Annotated in this window: 14 protein-coding genes and 5 pseudogenes; 12 read left to right on the plus strand and 7 right to left on the minus strand. The window is 68.1% G+C overall.

Translation table 11 applies throughout. The features are described 5' to 3' along the window. The first annotated feature begins 308 nt into the window (after positions 1-308). The 3 genes and pseudogenes from MOV08_RS07015 to MOV08_RS07025 all read left to right on the plus strand — a co-directional run bounded on the left by MOV08_RS07015 (position 309) and on the right by MOV08_RS07025 (position 5,468). On the plus strand, positions 309-1,820 hold the full coding sequence (locus tag MOV08_RS07015; protein WP_275306727.1) for a serine/threonine-protein kinase: 1,512 nt from the start codon (positions 309-311) through the stop codon (positions 1,818-1,820). A gap of 800 nt (positions 1,821-2,620) precedes the next feature. After that, positions 2,621-2,812, plus strand: a pseudogene (locus tag MOV08_RS07020) (transposase); the annotation flags it as partial. Between the two features lie 628 nt (positions 2,813-3,440). Next, entirely contained in the window at positions 3,441-5,468 is a 2,028-nt protein-coding gene (locus MOV08_RS07025) for a HelD family protein (protein ID WP_203232526.1), read from the plus strand. A 254-nt stretch (positions 5,469-5,722) separates the two neighbouring features. Here MOV08_RS07025 and MOV08_RS07030 read toward each other — a convergent pair whose 3' ends face one another. Beyond that, positions 5,723-5,905, minus strand: a complete 183-nt coding sequence (locus tag MOV08_RS07030; RefSeq protein ID WP_052286568.1) for a hypothetical protein — start codon at positions 5,903-5,905, stop codon at positions 5,723-5,725. 766 nt (positions 5,906-6,671) lie between these two features. Next, positions 6,672-7,049, minus strand: coding sequence for a cupin domain-containing protein (locus MOV08_RS07035; protein WP_275306728.1), 378 nt, complete (start codon positions 7,047-7,049; stop codon positions 6,672-6,674). Positions 7,050-7,099: 50 nt separating this feature from the next. Here MOV08_RS07035 and MOV08_RS07040 point away from each other — a divergent pair, with 50 nt between their 5' ends. Continuing rightward, positions 7,100-7,579, plus strand: coding sequence for a MarR family winged helix-turn-helix transcriptional regulator (locus MOV08_RS07040; protein ID WP_476718400.1), 480 nt, complete (start codon positions 7,100-7,102; stop codon positions 7,577-7,579). Positions 7,580-7,609: 30 nt separating this feature from the next. Further along, positions 7,610-7,798: pseudogene (locus MOV08_RS44135) on the plus strand (hypothetical protein); the annotation flags it as partial. On the opposite strand, the pseudogene MOV08_RS07045 reads toward MOV08_RS44135, so the two are convergent. Further along, positions 7,752-8,204, minus strand: a pseudogene (locus MOV08_RS07045) (GNAT family N-acetyltransferase); the annotation flags it as partial. The pseudogenes MOV08_RS44135 and MOV08_RS07045 overlap by 47 nt on opposite strands. 101 nt (positions 8,205-8,305) lie before the next feature. Between MOV08_RS07045 and MOV08_RS07050 the strand changes: the two are divergent. The 3 genes and pseudogenes from MOV08_RS07050 to MOV08_RS44140 form a co-directional block, all read left to right on the plus strand. Continuing rightward, a protein-coding gene (locus MOV08_RS07050; RefSeq protein WP_420834110.1) for an IS5 family transposase occupies positions 8,306-9,123 on the plus strand; the annotation gives its coding sequence in 2 pieces (ribosomal slippage) (positions 8,306-8,657 and positions 8,657-9,123; 819 coding nt in all). 377 nt (positions 9,124-9,500) lie between these two features. Beyond that, a complete protein-coding gene (locus MOV08_RS07055; RefSeq protein WP_275306729.1) occupies positions 9,501-10,781 on the plus strand; it encodes an erythromycin esterase family protein in 1,281 nt (426 codons plus the stop codon). 671 nt (positions 10,782-11,452) lie between these two features. After that, positions 11,453-11,574: pseudogene (locus MOV08_RS44140) on the plus strand (IS5/IS1182 family transposase); the annotation flags it as partial. 317 nt (positions 11,575-11,891) lie between these two features. On the opposite strand, the gene MOV08_RS07065 reads toward MOV08_RS44140, so the two are convergent. After that, the gene (locus tag MOV08_RS07065; protein ID WP_275306730.1) at positions 11,892-13,058 is read right to left on the minus strand and encodes a copper resistance D family protein; all 1,167 of its coding nucleotides are present in this window, start codon (positions 13,056-13,058) and stop codon (positions 11,892-11,894) included. Positions 13,059-13,079: 21 nt separating this feature from the next. Continuing rightward, positions 13,080-13,385, minus strand: a complete 306-nt coding sequence (locus MOV08_RS07070; protein WP_275306731.1) for a hypothetical protein — start codon at positions 13,383-13,385, stop codon at positions 13,080-13,082. Positions 13,386-13,596: 211 nt separating this feature from the next. Between MOV08_RS07070 and MOV08_RS07075 the strand changes: the two genes are divergently transcribed. Together MOV08_RS07075 and MOV08_RS07080 are read left to right on the plus strand one after the other, a co-directional pair. Then, on the plus strand, positions 13,597-14,133 hold the full coding sequence (locus MOV08_RS07075; protein WP_275306732.1) for a hypothetical protein: 537 nt from the start codon (positions 13,597-13,599) through the stop codon (positions 14,131-14,133). A 451-nt stretch (positions 14,134-14,584) separates the two neighbouring features. Beyond that, positions 14,585-14,926 (plus strand): phospholipase A2, encoded by a 342-nt coding sequence (locus MOV08_RS07080; RefSeq protein WP_275306733.1) that lies wholly within the window; start codon positions 14,585-14,587, stop codon positions 14,924-14,926. A gap of 116 nt (positions 14,927-15,042) precedes the next feature. Here MOV08_RS07080 and MOV08_RS07085 read toward each other — a convergent pair. Further along, positions 15,043-15,653, minus strand: a pseudogene (locus tag MOV08_RS07085) (4-hydroxy-3-methylbut-2-enyl diphosphate reductase); the annotation flags it as partial. Between MOV08_RS07085 and MOV08_RS07090 the strand changes: the two are divergent. Both MOV08_RS07090 and MOV08_RS07095 read left to right on the plus strand, forming a co-directional pair. Next, positions 15,636-15,872, plus strand: coding sequence for an IS3 family transposase (locus MOV08_RS07090; protein ID WP_275306734.1), 237 nt, complete (start codon positions 15,636-15,638; stop codon positions 15,870-15,872). The pseudogene MOV08_RS07085 and the gene MOV08_RS07090 sit on opposite strands and share 18 nt — an antisense overlap. Positions 15,873-16,310: 438 nt before the next feature. Next, a complete protein-coding gene (locus MOV08_RS07095; protein WP_039630412.1) occupies positions 16,311-16,973 on the plus strand; it encodes a TetR/AcrR family transcriptional regulator in 663 nt (220 codons plus the stop codon). A 188-nt stretch (positions 16,974-17,161) separates the two neighbouring features. Here MOV08_RS07095 and MOV08_RS44145 read toward each other — a convergent pair whose 3' ends face one another. Further along, positions 17,162-17,947: a DUF6214 family protein gene (locus MOV08_RS44145; protein WP_420834133.1), complete on the minus strand. Its 786-nt coding sequence runs from the start codon at positions 17,945-17,947 to the stop codon at positions 17,162-17,164. Positions 17,948-18,049: the final 102 nt, after the last annotated feature.

Below are 18,049 nucleotides of genomic sequence, written 5' to 3' on the forward strand. Positions count from 1 at the left end.
TGATCTGCTTGATCTGCTTGCACCACTGCGCACCAAGGACGAGCGCAACGGGGCCGGTGACCGGGCCCGCAAAGGGGATGACGTTCGCGGTGGCGGCATTCCTCCGCCCCGCAGCCCCGGCTCCCGGGCCAACAAGGCAACCCGCTCCGGTAGTTGTCCCAGGCACCCTGCGAGCTCTCCGGTGTGCGGGGAAGTCGTGTCGCAGCCCGGGAAACCTGCTGGCATGGCCATGTAATCAACACCGGCTAAGGTGCTCCCGCAACATGTTCAGGCGCGCTCCGGCGCGCGGAGAAGGCAAAGGTCTCGCAGTGTCCGATCTGGGGCGGCTCGTAGCCGGCCGCTACCGACTGGTAGAGCGTGTGGGCCGCGGTGGCATGGGCACGGTGTGGCGGGCCGAGGACGAATTGCTCGGCCGGCACGTCGCCGTCAAGAAGCTGCACGTACAGCCGCACCTGCACGACGACGAGGTCCAGAAGCTCTACGAGCGCACCCGCCGGGAGGCCCGCAGCGCCGCCCGGATCACCCACCCCCATGTGATCGTCGTGCACGACGTCGTCGAGGACGATGGCCTCCCTTGCATCGTCATGGAATACATTCCCTCGGTCACACTGGGCGACGTCCTGAAGCAGAAGGGTGCGCTGCCGCCCGAGGAGGTCGCCCGGATCGGCCGCAGCGTGGCCGCCGCGCTGCGCGCCGCACATGACGCCGGGGTGCTGCACCGGGACGTCAAGCCCGCCAACGTGCTGCTCGGGAACGACGGACGCATCGTCCTCACCGACTTCGGCATCGCCGTGGAGTCCGGCACACCGTCCCTCACCAGGACCGGGGAGCTGGTCGGGTCGATCCAGTACCTCGCGCCGGAACGCCTCCGGAGCGGAATCGCCGAACCCGGCCCCGCCTGTGACCTGTGGTCCCTGGGAGCGACTCTGTACCAGGCGGTCGAAGGCCGCCACCCGTTCCAACGCGACACCCCGATCGAGACGGCGTACGCCATCGCCGCCGACACCTACGAACCCCCGCGCAGTGCGGGGGACCTGGCCCCGGTGATCGAGGGGCTGCTGGTGAAGGAACCCGACCGGCGCATGGACGCACACGAGGCCGAACGCCGCCTCGGCGACGCGACCACGACACGGGCCGCGCCTGTCCATCCGCCCACCCGACCTGAACGTGCGGCAGCTCCCGGGGCTCCGGCAGGAGGCGGCAGGCGCAGCAGCCGTACGGCGTTGTGGTGTGCCTCCGCGGCGGTGGTCGCCGCCATCGTCACGGGCGGCGCGCTGCTGTGGCCGGCGGACGATTCCGCTTCGACAACCGGTCACCCGCCCCAGGCATCCCCCGCCACCCGGCCCCCGAGTGCCAGTTCGTCCCCACTGCCCCCGCTGCCTGCCGGATCCCACCTCCAGACAGCCGGTCAAGGCTTCTCCGTCCCCATACCGGACGGCTGGAAGCCCAAGAACGTGCCCGGTGGCGAAGTTGCCTACGTGGACCCGTCCGGACGGGTGGGCCTGAGGGTCGATGTCGTCGCGTTCGCGGGGTCCGATCCGCTCCGGCACTGGCACGAGACCGAAGAGGCCCAGACGCGTCGTGACAACCCGGGCTACGAGCGGGTGAGGATGGGCCCCACGATGTTCCGCGGACGGCCCGCGGGGTACTGGGAGTTCACCTTCAACGGCCAGCTACGGGAATACCGAGCGGTGGAGCTGGCCTTCGCCGGTGCCGACGGTACCCAGTACGTGGTCTACCTCTCCGCGCCGAACGCACAATGGAACCAGTACCGGCCGGTCTTCGACGCCGCCGTCAAGGGAATTCGCCTTCGGGAATAGCACCCGCCTCCGCACACGGCGGCTATCGCCCACGCGCCCACCCGGCCTACTTCCCCCCTCTTCTCCAGGACGTGCCCCAGTCAAGATATCGCCCATAACGCCCGCAGCGCACATCATGCACACGTGGCGAAACTGCAGGTAAGCGGCCTTTGCGCAGGCCCGAAGATTGCGACACGCTCAACGTGATGCGTCACCGGAAACGGGTCAAGCGCCGACATTGACAGTGGCACCTTCCCCGCCTACCGATGCACTCAGGGCGCGGGAGGCCAACCGCGCCGCAGGCTGCTGGGGCGTGAACGGGCAGTCAGGACAATTGAGCCGACCTCGATCGATGCAGATACGGACAGCATTTAATCGGGATTCTGCCCCGGCTACGACTGGGCATTCCATGACAGGAATTGCCGACTCGGTTCGGTAGATGCCACACGGCATATATACCTTTGCAGATAGCCGGCGAACGGCACCTGGGAAAATTTCTGGGCACTTCACGATTGACGTCGAGGCAGAAAAGGCATCGCCTGGCCGTTGCGGACTCACAACGTCTGCCGTGCTCAGCGGCGACGACCAGTGCTCCAGAGGTACGCCTTGCGGGTTCCTGCTACTCGATGTCACGTCAATTCGGCGCCGCTTCCGCAACGAGATATCCGTCAATGGCGACGATCAGCATGAGTTGAATCATGGCGTCAAGCCGACCAAGCCGACGGGCTCGCGCGGCCAGCGCCGCTGGACGACGGCCACGGCCGCCCCTGGATCGACCAGCAGGACACCTCGAAGGGGCCTGGCACGATGTCAGCTAAGTCAGCAACGAGTACACCAACCGGCTGCTTCGGCAGTACCTCCCCAAGGGCGCGGACCTCCGCACGTTCAGCCAGGCCGACCTGGACACCAGCGCCCACGAGCTCAACCATCGTCCGCGCAAGGCCCATGGCTATCGCACTCCGGCAGAAGCCTACGCTGGCCTCCTGAACAGCGGTGGTGCGCTGACCGCCTGAGCCCGCCTTCCTTTGACGACACCAAAGACGCGGAGGCCGAAGATCGGCGGATCCAGGTTGGGCGGGACCGGGGCGGATGGTTCGGGCACGGACGGGCCTGCCGCCGGGCGTTGCGGCGGCGAACGGGGTGAGAGTTCACCGATCCGTTCTCTGGGTCGGTCGCGACCGACGGTGGCGTGGTGCTGCGGTCCTGAGATGGGGCCGTCGGCACGGGTCGGGCAGTGGTGGACCAGTCGAGGGCTTAGGGCGCTTCTGTGCTCGTCTCCTCGGTCGGGTCGCCAGGCGAAGCGACCCGATGCCCCCTGGCAGTGAGCTCGATGGCGCCGGTCGCCTCGCCGGATCTCCCCCCTTTTCCCGAACGCGGCAAAACATCGCCGGCACCCGAGGGCGGGCTCGCCCATAAGGCAGGCGGGCATCGTGAACGCAATTAGCGATATACGGAACGGCGGAATGCGTGCCCTACGGTCAGCCGTCATGGATTCAGTCGCAGGGGCATGACCTCACCAAGTAAGTCAAGGCTTATCTTTAGGGATCTTTGACCGTATGGTGTGGGTCGAATCGAAGGAGTCCCCTGTTGTCGAAAATGAGTGATCCCGCTGTGCGTGCGGTTGAATCGGAGCGGGATTATGTGTCCTCCTTGTATGAGTTGCTCACCGAGCGGCTTTCCGAGGCGCGAGTACACCGGGCGAGTGTGCTGAAGGCCCCGGCGGACAGCGCCGGTGCGGCATACGAGAGAGAAATCGCCGCCGAGCGTCTGGCCAAGGAAATCGGTCGGCTGGAGGGCGCCGAAAAGGGGCTGGTCTTCGGGCGCATCGACTGGACGGATGGCACGGCCCTGCGCATCGGGCGGATCGGACTGCATACGGAGGAGGATGACCTGCCTCTGCTCGTGGACTGGCGCGCGAACGCGGCGCGGCCCTTCTACGAGGCGACCCCGGTCCACCCGATGGACCTGCGGCGGCGCCGGCACCTGCGCCTGGAGGAGCGCACGGTCATCTCGGTGAGCGACGAACTGCTGGACGGGACCGCCCCGACCGACGAGGACGTCGTGGGGGACGGCCCGTTGACCGAGGCTCTGTCGGCACGGCGTACGGGCAGGATGCACGCGGCCGTCGCGACGCTGCAGGCCGAGCAGGACGAGATCGTCCGCTCCGCCCACCGTGGGGTGACCGTGGTGCAGGGCGGGCCCGGCACCGGCAAGACGGTGGTCGCCCTGCACCGGGCGGCCTATGTCCTGTACGCGTTCCCGCGCGCCGCGGAGGAGGGTGTCCTGGTGGTGGGCCCGAACGCCCGGTTCCTCGACTACATCTCCCAGGTCCTGCCCTCGCTCGGAGAGAACGACGTCGTTCTGGCGACCTGCCGGGAACTGGCCGGAGTGTCCACGGACACGGTGGACCCGTTCGCTACGGCGCGTCTCAAGGGCAGCTCCGACCTCGCCGACGCCTTGGCCGGCCTGCTGCGCGTCCACCAAGCCCCCGTCGGCGACTTCACCGTGCGGGTCGGACAGGAACTGGTTCACCTCTCCGGCGAAGACGTCGCCACGGCACGCGACGCCGCCGTGGCAGCCGTACCGGGACACAACCCCGCACGCCAGGTGTTCAAAGAGCTCTTGGTCGACGCCGTCACCGACGCGGTGCAACGAGACATGGGCGACCTCCTGGAGCAGATCGACGCCGATGCCGAAAGGATGACGGGCATCAACCTCGACCGGTTCACGGGAGCCGCCCAGCGCCGTGCCGAAGGTGCGGCCGACTCGGGTCCGGCCCACGAGTTGGACCTGGACGCCATCCGAGCCGATCTCCTCGCCGACGCCGGCGTCGACCGAGCGGTCGAGGTGTTGTGGCCGCGGCTGGTACCCGGTGACCTCGTGAAGGCGCTCCTGACGAACGCCGGCGCTCTCGCCGAGCGCCTGCCCCGCCTGACCGCGCAGGAGCGGTCCCTTCTGCTGCGCGGTCCCAACGACCCGTGGACCGATGCCGATGTGCCGTTGCTGGACGAGGCGGCGAGCCTGGTCGACGGCCCTCCCGAGCGGACGTACGGGCACGTCGTCGTCGACGAGGCGCAGGAACTGACCGCCATGCAGTGGCGGATGATCGTCCGCCGCTGCCCGGCAAGGGCGATGACGCTGGTGGGTGACTTCGCCCAGGCAGGCCCGGTCGCGACAGCACGCGACTGGAAGGAAGCACTGAGCCCCCACGTCGGACCGCGGTTCAAACTGCACCACCTGACCGTCAGCTACCGCACCACGCAGGAGATTCTGGAGAGCGTCCGGGACCTGCTCATGCGGATCGCTCCGGACCAGAAGCCCACACGGTCACTGCGAAGCGGCGAGAGCCCTCGCACCGTGACCACACCTCCGGACGGGTTGGTCACCGCCGTCGTTCAGGAACTCCGCGCCCAGAGCACCGCACACCCGGGCGAGCTTCTGGGAGTGATCTGCGCGGACACCAGGGTGAGCGAGCTGACGGCCCAGGGCATCGCTCACCACGCACGCATCGTGCCGGCGTCCGAAGCACGCGGCCTGGAATTCGACGGGGTCGTCGTCATGAACCCCGAGGAAATCATCACGACCCGCCCCGGTGGGGAAAGGGACTTGTACGTAGCCCTGACCCGGGCCACCAAGCGCCTCTGCACCATCACCGTCCAGCCCGCCTGACGCCTCGGCGCCCGCGTCGTCGCCGCGGGCGCACCCGGCGCGGTACAGACACCGGCCCGCGCGCACGGGGCTGCTCGCCGCCTCACCGCTCCTGGCCGCACCCGGCATCACACGGCCTGGTCCAAGTCGACGACGTTCAGATCCCCTTCACGCAGCAGAGTGAAGTCGACGTCGAGCTCCGGGTCGTACGCCTCCGGCTCGATGCCGAGTTCGTGCGTGGAGTACTCGCCGAACCGTTTTTTGTGCTCGGCCGGCTACGGGGAGATGCGGGCCAGGTCCTCGGGGTCGATCCCCCATCCCTCCTCCAGGAGCTGGCGGACGATCTCGGCGATGTCCAGGGCGTTGCGGAAGATTACCTGTTGACTGAAGTACTGACGGAGTTCTCGCAGGTCAGTGCCCCTGTGGCGGGATCGTCGCTGGGCTGGCCATGGAGTCATCGAGAGACCTGGCGGCCCTGTCTGTGCCGCTGGCCGGAGAGCTGGTCGCCACGGACGACCCGTGGGAGCCCTACCGGCTTGTCGGCCCGACCGGGAAGCCGGTCGAGGGGGCTGCCGCCTTGCTGCGGGATGTGCAGGTGCCGGGCGGCCGCCGACGACAGCTCGTTCCTACGGCACGGATCTACTGCGCTGGTTCCGCTTCCTCTGGGCGGTCGAGATGCCGTGGGACCGGGCCAGTCGGATCGAGGCGAGGGACTTCTCCCACTGGCTGCAGGTCGCGGGGAAGCCGTCACGTCCGCACTGGCGGCGCCCGGACAAGGTCGGCCGGTGGGCTCCGGGCGGGAAGCCGTGCGCGCCGTCGGTCCGCACACACAGCGAGGCGGTCCTACGGACCTTCTACGGCTTCCATCGCGACGTCGGCACCGGACCGGTGCCCAACCCGTTCCCACTGGACGGATCGCGCCGGGGCCGACGGGCACACGCTCATCGCAATCCGATGGACCCGCCCCGCAACGAACGCGCTGGCCTCCACCGGCCGAGGGTGGCCGCGTCATCGCCCGCCACCGGGCCTTCATTGCGCGTCGCAGAGCCGAGCGCCCCGGCGAGGATTACCGCACCCTCACCCCCGAAGAATGGCAGGAGTCCTCGGCCCTTTCGAGCTCCGCAAAGTCGCCCTCAGGATCTGCACCCGCGACTACGGCACCCTCTGTGTTCATGAACACGCGTGTGGCGGCCCTCAGGCCGGGCGGTCCAGTCGTCGTTCTACCTAAACGGTCCAGGCCGGCACCGTCTTACCGGTGCCATCAGGAGCAGAAGCGCACGCGCCCGGGGAGGCAGCAACAATAGCGGCGAAGCCCACCTCCGGGTCGGCGCTCACGCGCCGCGGCGCTGCGGCGGGCATGACGACCGTATCGCCAGGCACCACGATGAGCGTCTCACCGTCGAGCTCAACGGTCGCGCCGCCGTCCACCACTGTCCACACCTGCTCGGCATCGAACGTGTGGAGAGGGCCCGTGGCGCCAGGTTGCATATCGACGCGCCACAGAGCCTGTCCAGCGCCCCCCAGCGTCGGAGAGGCGAGCGTGGTCATGACGGCGTTGGGTGTCTCGGTCCGGCGGCTCTCGGCATGGCGGATGACAGGCATCGCAGAATCCCTTAAACTCGACAACATGGTTGTCGAAATGGTGAACCTGGTTGTCGATCGTGTCAAGTGACTCCCCTGGCTTCGAGCTACCGCTGCGACTGTTCCTTGCCTTCCGCGTTCTCATCGATGACCTCCACGACGAGCTCGCACGCCAAGGGCATCCCGACGTCCGGCCGATGCACGGCTACGTCTTCCAGGCAATCGGCCAGGACGGCACAACCGCCGCGGATCTTGGCCGTCGGCTCGGGATCTCCAAACAGGCAGCCGGCAAGACGATCGACACACTTGAGCGCCTTGGCTACGTGGAACGCGGCACAGATCCGCGCGATGCACGGCGCAAGATCGTGCGACTCACTGATCGCGGCATTGAGTGCCTGGCCTTGTCGGCCCGCATCTTTGACCGCCTCCGGGCCGACTGGGCTCAGACCCTCGGCGAAGATCGCCTTCGCGCGCTGGAAGCTGACCTGCGCAGCATGACTCCCGCAGAGCCATTCTTGCTTGACGTGCCCGGATGGTTCGGCCACTCGTAGCCTCGACACGCCCGGAAGTCACTTGCCTGTCTCGCGAATCTCGCCGGCGTCGCCCTCGACAGACTCGAAGCCCTCGTCCGCAACCGCCTCAAGCGGCTCCAATACCGCGCTGACGTCCTCGACGGCTCCTCACCGGCACCAGACTTTCCCCCAACCTCCCGCCACCATCACCTTAAATCGCCGAGGTCGGAATCACTGTGGTGTCGGCCACTGCCATGAGACGTGTCTGCTTTGGCAGATCGCCCTGAACACAACCGTGTTCGTGCATGTCGTGCCAGCCATCAAGGTGGAGTTCGGCACTGCGCCGAACGCCTTCTGCCGCAAGCCCAGCCTTCAACGCAGACCTGCACGACGCTTCGTTGGCAGCCGAATGTGCAAGGGCGAGACGATGCAGGCCGACATCGTCAAAGGCCCAACGGGCTGCCCTTTGCCGTGCGCAATGACCCCAGCCGTAGCCGCGGCTGCTCCGCAGCAGCCAGCGGGTAGTACGTCCGGTTCCACGAGGGAGATTGAGCTGCTGCAAGGCAAGGGGGCCTACCGGCACGCCGCTGGGCGGTACCACGGCCCAGCCGATCGCGGTTTCCTCCTTCCAGGACTTCACCCACCTGTTGACCCATGCGCGCGCATCATCGTCCGAACTCCCTGAGAGGACGTTATGTGGCTAAGAGGTCCTAACAGAAGTGGTTGATCATGTGACTGCTGGCCTATTTGCTCGTTGGTCTGGTCGTGGGGAAACGTCAGTCGCGGCCGTGGATCGTGTCGGATGAACTGTGGGCGTTGGTCGAGCCGTTGCTGCCCAAGCCGGGGCCGAAGCTGGTTGAGGGGCGGCCGAGGGTGCCGGACCGGCAGGCGTTGTGCGGGATCCTGTTCGTGCTGCACACCGGCATCCAGTGGGAGTACCTGCCGCAGGAGCTGGGCTTTGGTTCGGGTATGACCTGCTGGCGGCGGCTGGCCGCCTGGAATGCCGCCGGGGTGTGGGACCAGCTGCATGTGCTGCTGTTGAAGAAGCTGCGGTCGGCGAAGAAGCTGGACTGGTCCCGGGCGGTGATCGACTCTTCCCATGTGCGGGCGGCCCGTAGGGGCCCAAAAGCGGTCCCAGTCCGGTCGATCGCGCACGGCCGGGCAGCAAGCACCACGTCGTCACCGACGCCCAAGGCATCCCGCTCGCGGTGTCGCTGACCGGCGGCAACCGCAACGACGTCACCCAGCTCCTGCCTCTGCTCGACAAGATCCCCCCTGTCGCCGGGGTTGTCGGCCGGCCCCGCCACCGGCCCGACGCACTGCTCGCCGACCGTGGCTACGACCACGACAAGTACCGGCGTCTGCTGTGGCAGCGCGGCATCCGTCCCGTGATCGCGCGGCGAGGCGAGCCACACGGCTCCGGCCTGGGCGTCTTCCGATATGTCGTCGAACGAACCATCGCCTGGCTGCACGGCTTCCGTCGCCTGCGCATCCGATGGGAGCGACGGGACGACATCCATGAAGCCTTCCTCGGACTCGCTACATGTCTCATCACCTACAGACACGTCCAACGCCTTTGTTAGGACCTCTAAGCGCCTTCCACCACTCGGAAGGGGGCAACTCGGCTGCTCAGCGGACCCGGCACAACATCAGCCTTGGTAGCCGGCATCAGCTCGCACAAGTCCTCCGAGGGCGCTCTGCCTCGCGATCGAGCGCCGGAATATTCGCATGTCCGAGTACGGCGCCCGTGCTAGTTTTCGATCATGGCAATCTTCAGCAATTTTCTCTGACGAGGTTCGTTGACGGACGCGGCGCGCCGTTGGCTCAGTGGCCCGGCGCTGGTTGCGTCTGTGCGTCGTCACGTCGCTCCTCCGCCCGTGTGCGGATGAGCGGCTGGTTCCTGAACCTCCGAGCCGAGAGATGAGCTTTACTTGTGCCTGTTCAGCCTTCTTCCCGCACCGTGCTTGCCGATTGGTTCCGCGAGCACTCCAGCACCCTGACCACCCTTGATCCGCACCAGCCCCTCGACGACCTCGAAGTACTCCGGGAGATCGTCGGCGATGCCCGGGTTGTCGCGGTCGGTGAGGGCGCCCATTTCGTCGAAGAGTTCTCGCGCGCACGCCAGCGGGTGCTGCGTTTCCTCGCCGAACGCTGTGGATTCACCGTCTTCGCCATGGAGTTCGGCTTCAGCGAAGCCTTCCCGCTCGACCGGTGGCTGCAGGGCGAGGGAGACGACGGCGACCTGGCGAAAGTGAGCCGGGCCGCCGCCGAGTGGGGCGCCGCAGATCTCATGCACTGGCTGCGACACCACAACCGCACCAGCGGACACCCCTTGCGCTTCGCCGGCCTCGACATCCCCGAGGCCGGCGGGGCGCTACGACCTGCCCTGGAGCCGGTGGCCGACTACCTGCGCGAGGTCGACCCCGACGCACTCCCCCTCGTCGATACGGTCCTGGAGATCAGCGACCGGTTCCTCAAGGGCTGCGGTTCCGGCGCGGCGGCCGCGCCCGCGTGGGCCAGCCTGGAGACCGCCGAGCAGAGCGAGCTGACCGCCACACTGGCTCGGCTGTTGCTGCGGCTGCGCGCCGTCGAACCGCTCTACGTCTCCCGCAGCAGCCAGCGCCGCTTCGACATCGCCCGGCGCCGGGTGGAAGCGGCCTGCCACACCGACTACATGTTCCAGGCGGGGAACGCCCTGATGTCCGGCCGGGCCCTGGCCGCGGACCTGTCGGTGCGGGAGGTCTACCTTGCCGAGTCCGTGCGCTGGCACCTGGACCACGCCGAACCGGGGGCCCGGATCGTCCTCGCGGCGCACAACAACCACATCCACAAGACGGCGTTTTCTTTGGGGTTCGGCGGCGGTGGGCTCACCACACTGCCCATGGGCCAGCACCTGCATCGGATGTTCGGCCAGGACTACCGCGCCGTGGCCCTCGTCCACACCGCCGACCATGTGCCGGAGATGTACCCCGACCAGAGCGCCGCGGTCGGCTTCACCCTCGCCGAAGCCCACCTGGAGCCTGCCGCACCCGGCAGCGTCGAGGCCGCCCTCACCGACGCCGGACTCATCGACCGGATCACCTTGACCGACCTGCGGCACACACCGCGCGACGCCCAGGGTGCACCACTGCTTAACGGGATCCGTTTCCAGAGCTCCCACCTGAGCACCCCGGTCCCTGAGGCGTTCGATGCCGTGCTCGCCGTCCCGACCGTCACCCGGGACCGCACAGTGCACTTCTGACCACCCTGAACCCGAGCAGGTGGGGCCTTGGGACCAAGGCCCCACCTGCCTACGGCTCAAGGAAGCGGATTCGGTGCCGCCCGCACCGGCCACGGGATGCGCAACTCGCGAGGGTATAGCCGACCGGGCCCACCAAAACGTCACTGAAATACTCAACCCCCTAACTGCGGGATGGCCTTCGGGTCCCCTGGATCTGGGCTTGAGTTGGCTTCTGGTGTGCCCGATGTGGGCTTGGTGAGAGTGAATAGGCCGGGCTCAGGTTCGGTGAGGATGCCTCGACCGACCAGGCGTTTCAGCTTGGCGCGGGTGCCTTCGGTGTGCCGTGGTTCGGCGTCGAGACCGAGGGCTCGGCGTCCCGGGCACGGAGTCCCTTCCCGGTCTCCTCGATGGCAGCCAGGGTCTCGCGGTACCGGGAGGCAGCGGCTCGGACGGCGAAGCTCCGTCCTCGGCGGCCAGTTCCAGGATGGTCTCCCGGGTAATCTCCAGTCGCCTCAAAGTGTCTTCGGCGGCGTCGAGTTGCTTGGTAAGGCTGGCGATCTGATCACGCAGTCGTTCACGAGAACGGTTCAAGACTCGCATAACGTCCTCTGACAAAGGCCGTCCTGGCCTTTGGAGGGCGCGCGGCCACACCCGAAGTACTCTTCACCTTCTCCCAGGTGGCCCTCGCCTGCCTGGTCATCCCCCGCCGGCGCGAACGCGGCCAGGCCGAACTCCGGCCTGGAAAGAGGAACACAACGCGTCTCACCACAAGGTCCGTGCCCGCGTCGAGCACGTCTTCGCCCGGATGAAGGGCTAGAAGATCCTGCGCGACATCGACGATGGAGATGCACACCATGTGCCCGTGCCCGCTTGCTGCGCCGCGTCCACCAATGATCGGGCGACGCCCGCCTCCTCCTTGCTGGCCGACTCCATCGCTCCCGAGCACGAGCGACGGCTCACACCGGGCGTGAGATGGATCGGCACCGCGAGCTTCCCGGCCGACGTCGGCCACGTTACTGCCCAGCGGCCGTCGGCGCCGGCAACGTGCCGGGCCGACAACATCAAGTAAGACGGCGGGACTTCGGTGTCGCACTCGACCTTGTCTCGCCACAGGTCTGGGAGGTCGCCGGGTCAGGGGGTGGCTGGGATCTCGCGTCGGGAGAGGGCGTCGGAGGTCCTGACCGTGATGTAGAGCGAGGCGGCGAGGGCGAGGACCAGTGTGGCGCCCACGGCGAAGATGCTGCTGCTCGTGACGGGCGGCGGGCTGCCGGCCTCGGCGCGGGCGGAGCCGCTGAGGAAGGGAACGACGGTCAGGACGGCGGCTCCGAGCGCGACCTCGGCCCAGACGACCTTTGGGAAGCGCCGCAGCGTCAGGTGGAGGAGAGAGGCTGTGGAGTCGGCGCGGCGGGCCTGGGCGATGCGGGGCATCAGCCAGAACTGGTTGACGCCGCCGGCCGTGACCATGCCCAGGACCAGCACGATCTTGATGAACAGGAGGAATCCGTAGGTCGTCGTCCACAACTGCCCGATGCTGCCGACGTGTTTCCAGCTCATCCACAGGCCGGAGGCGAGCACCGCGCCGACGCAGACCAGGGAGACGAAGCTGAAGCGGCGCCAGAGGTCCGCCCACAGCACCCCGGCGTTCTGGCCCAGTCGGCCACGGGTGCCGGCGAGGGTGGCGAGCAGGACCAGACCGCCGATCCACACCGTGCCACTGATGACGTGAACCTGACCGAAAAGGAGGTCGAGGACGTGGTCCGCGTCCTTCGGTGCGGAGGCGGGTATCGCCGCGACGAGCGAGGTGGCGAGCGCCAGGGGCAGGGCGGTCAGAGCGAGGGTGTTCAGGTGTCGTCGTGCCTGCGGGGTGAAGAGTGCGATGAGCGTGGCGGAAGCCAGGATCAGGGCGGCGTTTTGAGCCAGGTAGATCGCACCCTGCGCCACCCACGCCCCCTTCGCGGCGGGTGCGCGCAGGAAGTCCCAGATCCGTGCCGGCGCGAGAGCGTCGCCGAACGGCATGCCCTTGCCGGACCGGGCCAGGCGAGCGGCGAGCTGGAAGTAGCCGGCCGCGAGCAGGACGACCCCGGCCCAGGCCAGATATCCCGCCGTCCGCCGACGTAGAGCGTCGACGTCGCCGCGCTCGTTCTCGCTCGCGCGGAGTGCTGGGCGGACCACTGCCGCGTACGTCACCGTGGCGCCGACGGCTCCGGACAGGCCGACAAAATAGCCAGATTTGGTAAGGATCCGCCAGGACGGAGGCGTGCTGTAGCCGACCGAGGCGGCCAGATGCGCGAGGTTCACAATAGGTAAGCCTAGCCTAAGTCATTTTCCGGCCAGGAGGAGGTGATGCTGCGGATCGGGCACCTGAGGACCGCTCAGCTTCCTGAGGTCAGCAGGAGCCGATGAGGGGCCCCGGCCTGCGCGGTCGGCCCGGCGTTCGTCCAGATCGTCGAGTTTGCCGGTGTGGCTGTCCAGGTGTTCGCGCAGCACCGGGTTGTCGTGGTGCAGGGCGGCGATGACCGCGACGGCCGCATCCAGCTTCTTGCCGTCCGTGTAGAAGTTATGGACCACGCCCCGAACTCGGTCCGCGCTGGTGAATGTCACCTCGCCGACCTCCGCCAGGTCCACGCCCTGAGCGGGCCGTCCGCCACACCGGAGGGGCAACTCCCGTACACACACGATGGACTGTTGCCCAAAGGCGGCGCACAGGGTTCGTGGCGCGCTCGGCACTGAGCCTGTGCACTGCTGTGATGTACGGTCGGGATCTGGCCAACTGGCCGAGAGCGATGGGCTAATGGTCTCACCGCGCGTCACTCCTTTCGGAAGCCCAGGAGGCACCGTGTTCGCCGGCATTCGCTCTCGGACCCTCGGCATCACCGCGACATTCACGCTCGCGTGTGGCAGTCTCCTCGCCCCCGCCACCGCGCACGCCGACGCCTCACTTCTGTCGTGCATCGGCAGCCAGACCGTCACCTACGACCCGCCGCTCACCAACACCGCCAAGTCGACCAAGGTGACCATCACCGAGGTCTACACGTCCTGCAAGGACACAGCCGGCATCACGTCCGGCAAGGGCACGTTCCACGTCACCGAGACCGCGTCCTGCACCTCCCTCAACAACCCGCTCGGCACCCAGGACCAGCCCACCTACCAGTGGAACAACGACAAGAGGTCCACCGTGCTCTTCAAGGTGACCTCGGTGGTCCGACTGGGGAACGGCACATCCCAGATCACGGCCGCCGGCACGGTGACCCAGGGATTCGGGAAGGGCAGTGTCGCCACGCGTACGGTCACGCTGCCCGATCTGAGCCCCACCGCGTGTTCGGGCAAGGGAGTCTCCAGCCAGAGCGGCCCGGCGACGCTGACCTTCGCCTAGCAGCCGCGGACGACACGCCCCGGCCTCGAACGACCGCCTCCCCACACAGAGTGCCCCGCCGGTCGGCGGCGGGGCACTCGCGCCATGCGTCCCCGCTCCACCTTCAAGCAGGGGACCCGGGGCCGGTTGGAAGCTCTGTCGGCCGACGCACGGCCTGGCGCGGATGCACCAGAGCCGACCGTAGTTACATATAGCAACTTGTCGATCGCGTGGGGTAATGATGTCTCGCCATTCCGCACTCGCATCTCCAGATAGGAGCAGCATGAGACTCCACGCCCGACGGCGCGCTGCGTCACGGTTCCTCATCGGACTCACCCTCTGCGGATCGTTTCTGATCAGCGCATTGCCGAGTGCCGCACCCGCGGCAGCGTCCGATGCCGCACCACGGGCGGCCTCCGGGTCGACGCAGGCCAGGCACACCCATCAGGTGCGCGAGCAGGCCGATTTCCTCATGGCGAGGACCTACCGCCAGTTCCCCACCTACGCGCAGCAACACGAGAAGCCCTTCGACTGGACAACCGACGGCTGCTCACCCCCCACCCCACGCCCGTGGGCGAAGGCCTTCCACGACGCATGTGTCATCCACGACTTCGGCTACCGCAACTACGGCGGACAGGGCCTGCGCCTGGACCCCACCGAAGCCCGGCGCAAGACCATCGACGACCGCCTCCTTGAGGAGATGCTCCGGATCTGCCGCGACCAGCCGAACGCTCTCCCCGACTGCCCTGGCTCAGCGCGGACGATGTATCAGGTCGTGCGGCAATTCGGCAGCACCGCCTTCTACGTCGGGTAGGCGCCGGGTTTCACGTCAAGTGGGTGCCCAGCGTGGACGGCATCGACCGGCCGGGGCAGGGGGGCGAACAGGCCGAGGTCGAGTTCGCCGGGGCCGGTCCCTCTCGGACGAGGCTGTCAAAGAGGGCTTTGGGGGTAACCGAGGCCATGTCGGAGTTCCTTGGGCAGCGAGAAGGCGATGGCCTCCTGGGCGGCCTTGACGAGCTCTATGCCCTCGAAGCCGCGCTGGGCGAGCCACTGCAGGACTTGCTCGACCAGGACCTCGGGGACGGACGCGCCAGCGGTGAGGCCGACTGTGCACGCGCCCCTGAGCCATGCCTCGTCGATCTCGCTGGCGGAGTCCACCAGGTAGGCGTCCTGCGCGCCGGCACCGAGGGCGACCTCGACGAGCCGGAGGGAGTTTGAGGAGTTCTTGGAGCCGACCACGATGAGCAGGTCCGCGTCGGCGCCCCTCTGCTTCACCGCGATCTGGCGGTTCTGCGTCGCGCAGCAGATGTCGTCGCTGGGCGGGGAGAGGAGCAGCGGGAACTTCTGCTTCAGCGCGTGAACCGTCTCCATGGTCTCGTCGACCGAGAGCGCCGTCTGGGAGAGCCAGACGACCTTCGACTCGCTGCGGACCTCGATGCCCGCCACATCGTGAGAGCCGTCGACCAGCGTGATGCGGCCGGGGGGGCCTCGCCCAAGGTGCCGATGACTTCCTCGTGACCATCATGGCCGATCAGGAAAATCCCGGCTACGCCGTCAACGAAGCGTTCAACAGCGTACTCAAGGTCGAATACGTCCACCGGCGCACCTTCGCCACGCGCACCGAAGCACGGATCCGGATCGCGACTTGGATCACCGACTTCTCCAACACACGTCGGCTACCCAGCGTGTGCCACTGGAAAAGCCCGATCGGCTACGAACGCGACTACTGGGCCGGCTTCACCGAGGAGCCGGCCGCATAGGAAGGTCTCCACGAAACCGGGGAATTAACACATCCATTAATGGCGACGATCAGCTTGAGATGAATCATGGCGTCAACCCGACGGGCTCGCGCTGCCAGCACCGCTGAACGACGGCCACGGCCGCCCCTTGATCGACCAGCAGGCCGTCCGAAAGGGCCTGACGTGATGTCAGCTAAGTCAGCAACGAGTCAGCAAAGGCATGATCAGAACCGACCAGAGATGAGCGAACCTGCAACCTGACGCGAACCGGGGTTAACCCCTTGACCTGGCAAGACGCTGGTCACGGGATCAACCCCGGCCTCAGCTCCACCTGATTCGGGCGATCCCCCGCGTCGCCCGAATCAGGCAGCCTGGCCGGAATTACCGCCACCACGGACGGACTTCCGGAACCTGCGCTGAGTATATTGGCTCTGAGCCAGTCAACGCAGGAGTTACAGCATGTCCCCCCGCAGCGCATCGGTCAACGAAGAATTGCGGCGGCGCTCCCGCGAGCGACTGCTACAGGCGACGGTCGAACTGGTGGGCGAGCGCGGTTACGAGGCGACGACGCTCGGCGACATCGCCCAGCGGGCGGGCGCGGCCCGCGGACTGATCTCCTACTACTTCCCCGGCAAGCATCAGCTCCTCCAGTCGGCCGTGCACCGACTGATGCACCGCACGCTCCAGGCCGCCCTGGAGCGCGAACCGCGGCCCACCGGACCGGACGCCGGGCGGGAGCTGCTGGCCCGGGCCGTCGACGCGATCCTGGGGCTGGCGCACGACGAGCCGCTGCTGATGCGCACGCACATGGCCGGCATCCTGACGGCCCCTGGCTTCATCCAGTGCCCGGAGCAACAGCGGCTGGCCCAGTTGCTGCGCGAGACGGTGGTGGCCTACGGGTCGGCCGATCCCGATACCGACTATCCGATGCTGCGGGCGTTGCTGATGGGATCCGTGGTGCCGATGCTGCTGCCGGGGGCACAGATGCCCCGGGTCCGACTGCGCGCCGAACTGTTCCAACGGTACGAACTGGACTGGGAGTTGGGCGTGCCACCGGGCGAACGCCCACCCGAGGGGACGACGACACGCGGCCGCCCCGGCGGGTGGCGCGGCACGGCCTAAGGGTTGTCCCGTAATCCCTGGCGGGCGCACGACGACAGCTACGGCGCTCCCCCAGCTGACGCTGGGAGGTACCCCCACGCCGCGTTGTCGGAACATCCGGATACGCCCGGTATCCGGATGCCCCTCCGCCTTGCGACGCACCGCATCTGACGCCGCGCGCTGATCCACCAGGGATCACGGGACAACCCTTAGCGCTTGTTGTGGCGCGGCGTCAGCAGGCCGGCGTCGCGGGCGCCGGCGATCAGCCGTAGGGCCCGTCGGCGATTGCGGCCGGTGGCGTTCATGACGGCCAGGATCGGGTCCCGGCCTTCTTGTTGGGCGGCGCGGTAGGCGGCCGCCGCGATCTTGCGGCGCTCGCCGGCACGCGAGCGGACGAGGACCGCGGCGCGGGACTCGGCGGGCGGCGGGGCGGCGTCGGCCTCCCGGTCCGGGTCGGGGCTCGGTGTGGGCGACGCGGCGGCCGGTTCCGGACCGTCGTCCGCGGCGATCGGCTCCGGATCCGGCGGGCCGTCGGCCGGCGCCGCACCCGCCGCGCCGCTGCCGGCCGCCGGCCCGGCGCCCGCCCCGCGGAGCGCTCCCTCGCCGTGGACGACGTCGTCCGCCGGCGCGGCGACCTCCGCGCGGGCCGACCGGGGGCGGGCCAGGGCCTCGCCCTCTTCCGGTGCGGCGGTTGCCGGACCGGGCTCCGGGTCCCGGGGTGCGCCGGGGCCGGGCGCGGTCTTCGGGGGGCGTCCGGTGGCCGCCCGGCAGGCGTCGTCGAGGGGGCCCTCGATCCAGCGGGCGAGCATGGCGAGATCGTCCAGTGTCAGCGGCGGATCTGCGCGGACGTCCTCGACGGTGAGGCGGTCACCGGTGGCCGTCACCAGGACGTCGATCCGGGCGCCGTGGGGGAAGGTCAGCCGGGCACTGAACCAGGGGCCCAGTTCGGACGCGGCCGAGCCATGCGCCTGAAGCTCCCAGTCCGGCCACTCCAATGCCCCGCCTTGCGCTTTATATCGGGGGTTATCGGTATAAAACTCACTTTCCGACACAAACAAAACCTAGCCTCCAGCTCACCCGGCCAACGGGCGCGGCAC

This window comes from Streptomyces yunnanensis, assembly GCF_029011865.1.
Taxonomy (GTDB): domain Bacteria; phylum Actinomycetota; class Actinomycetes; order Streptomycetales; family Streptomycetaceae; genus Streptomyces; species Streptomyces yunnanensis.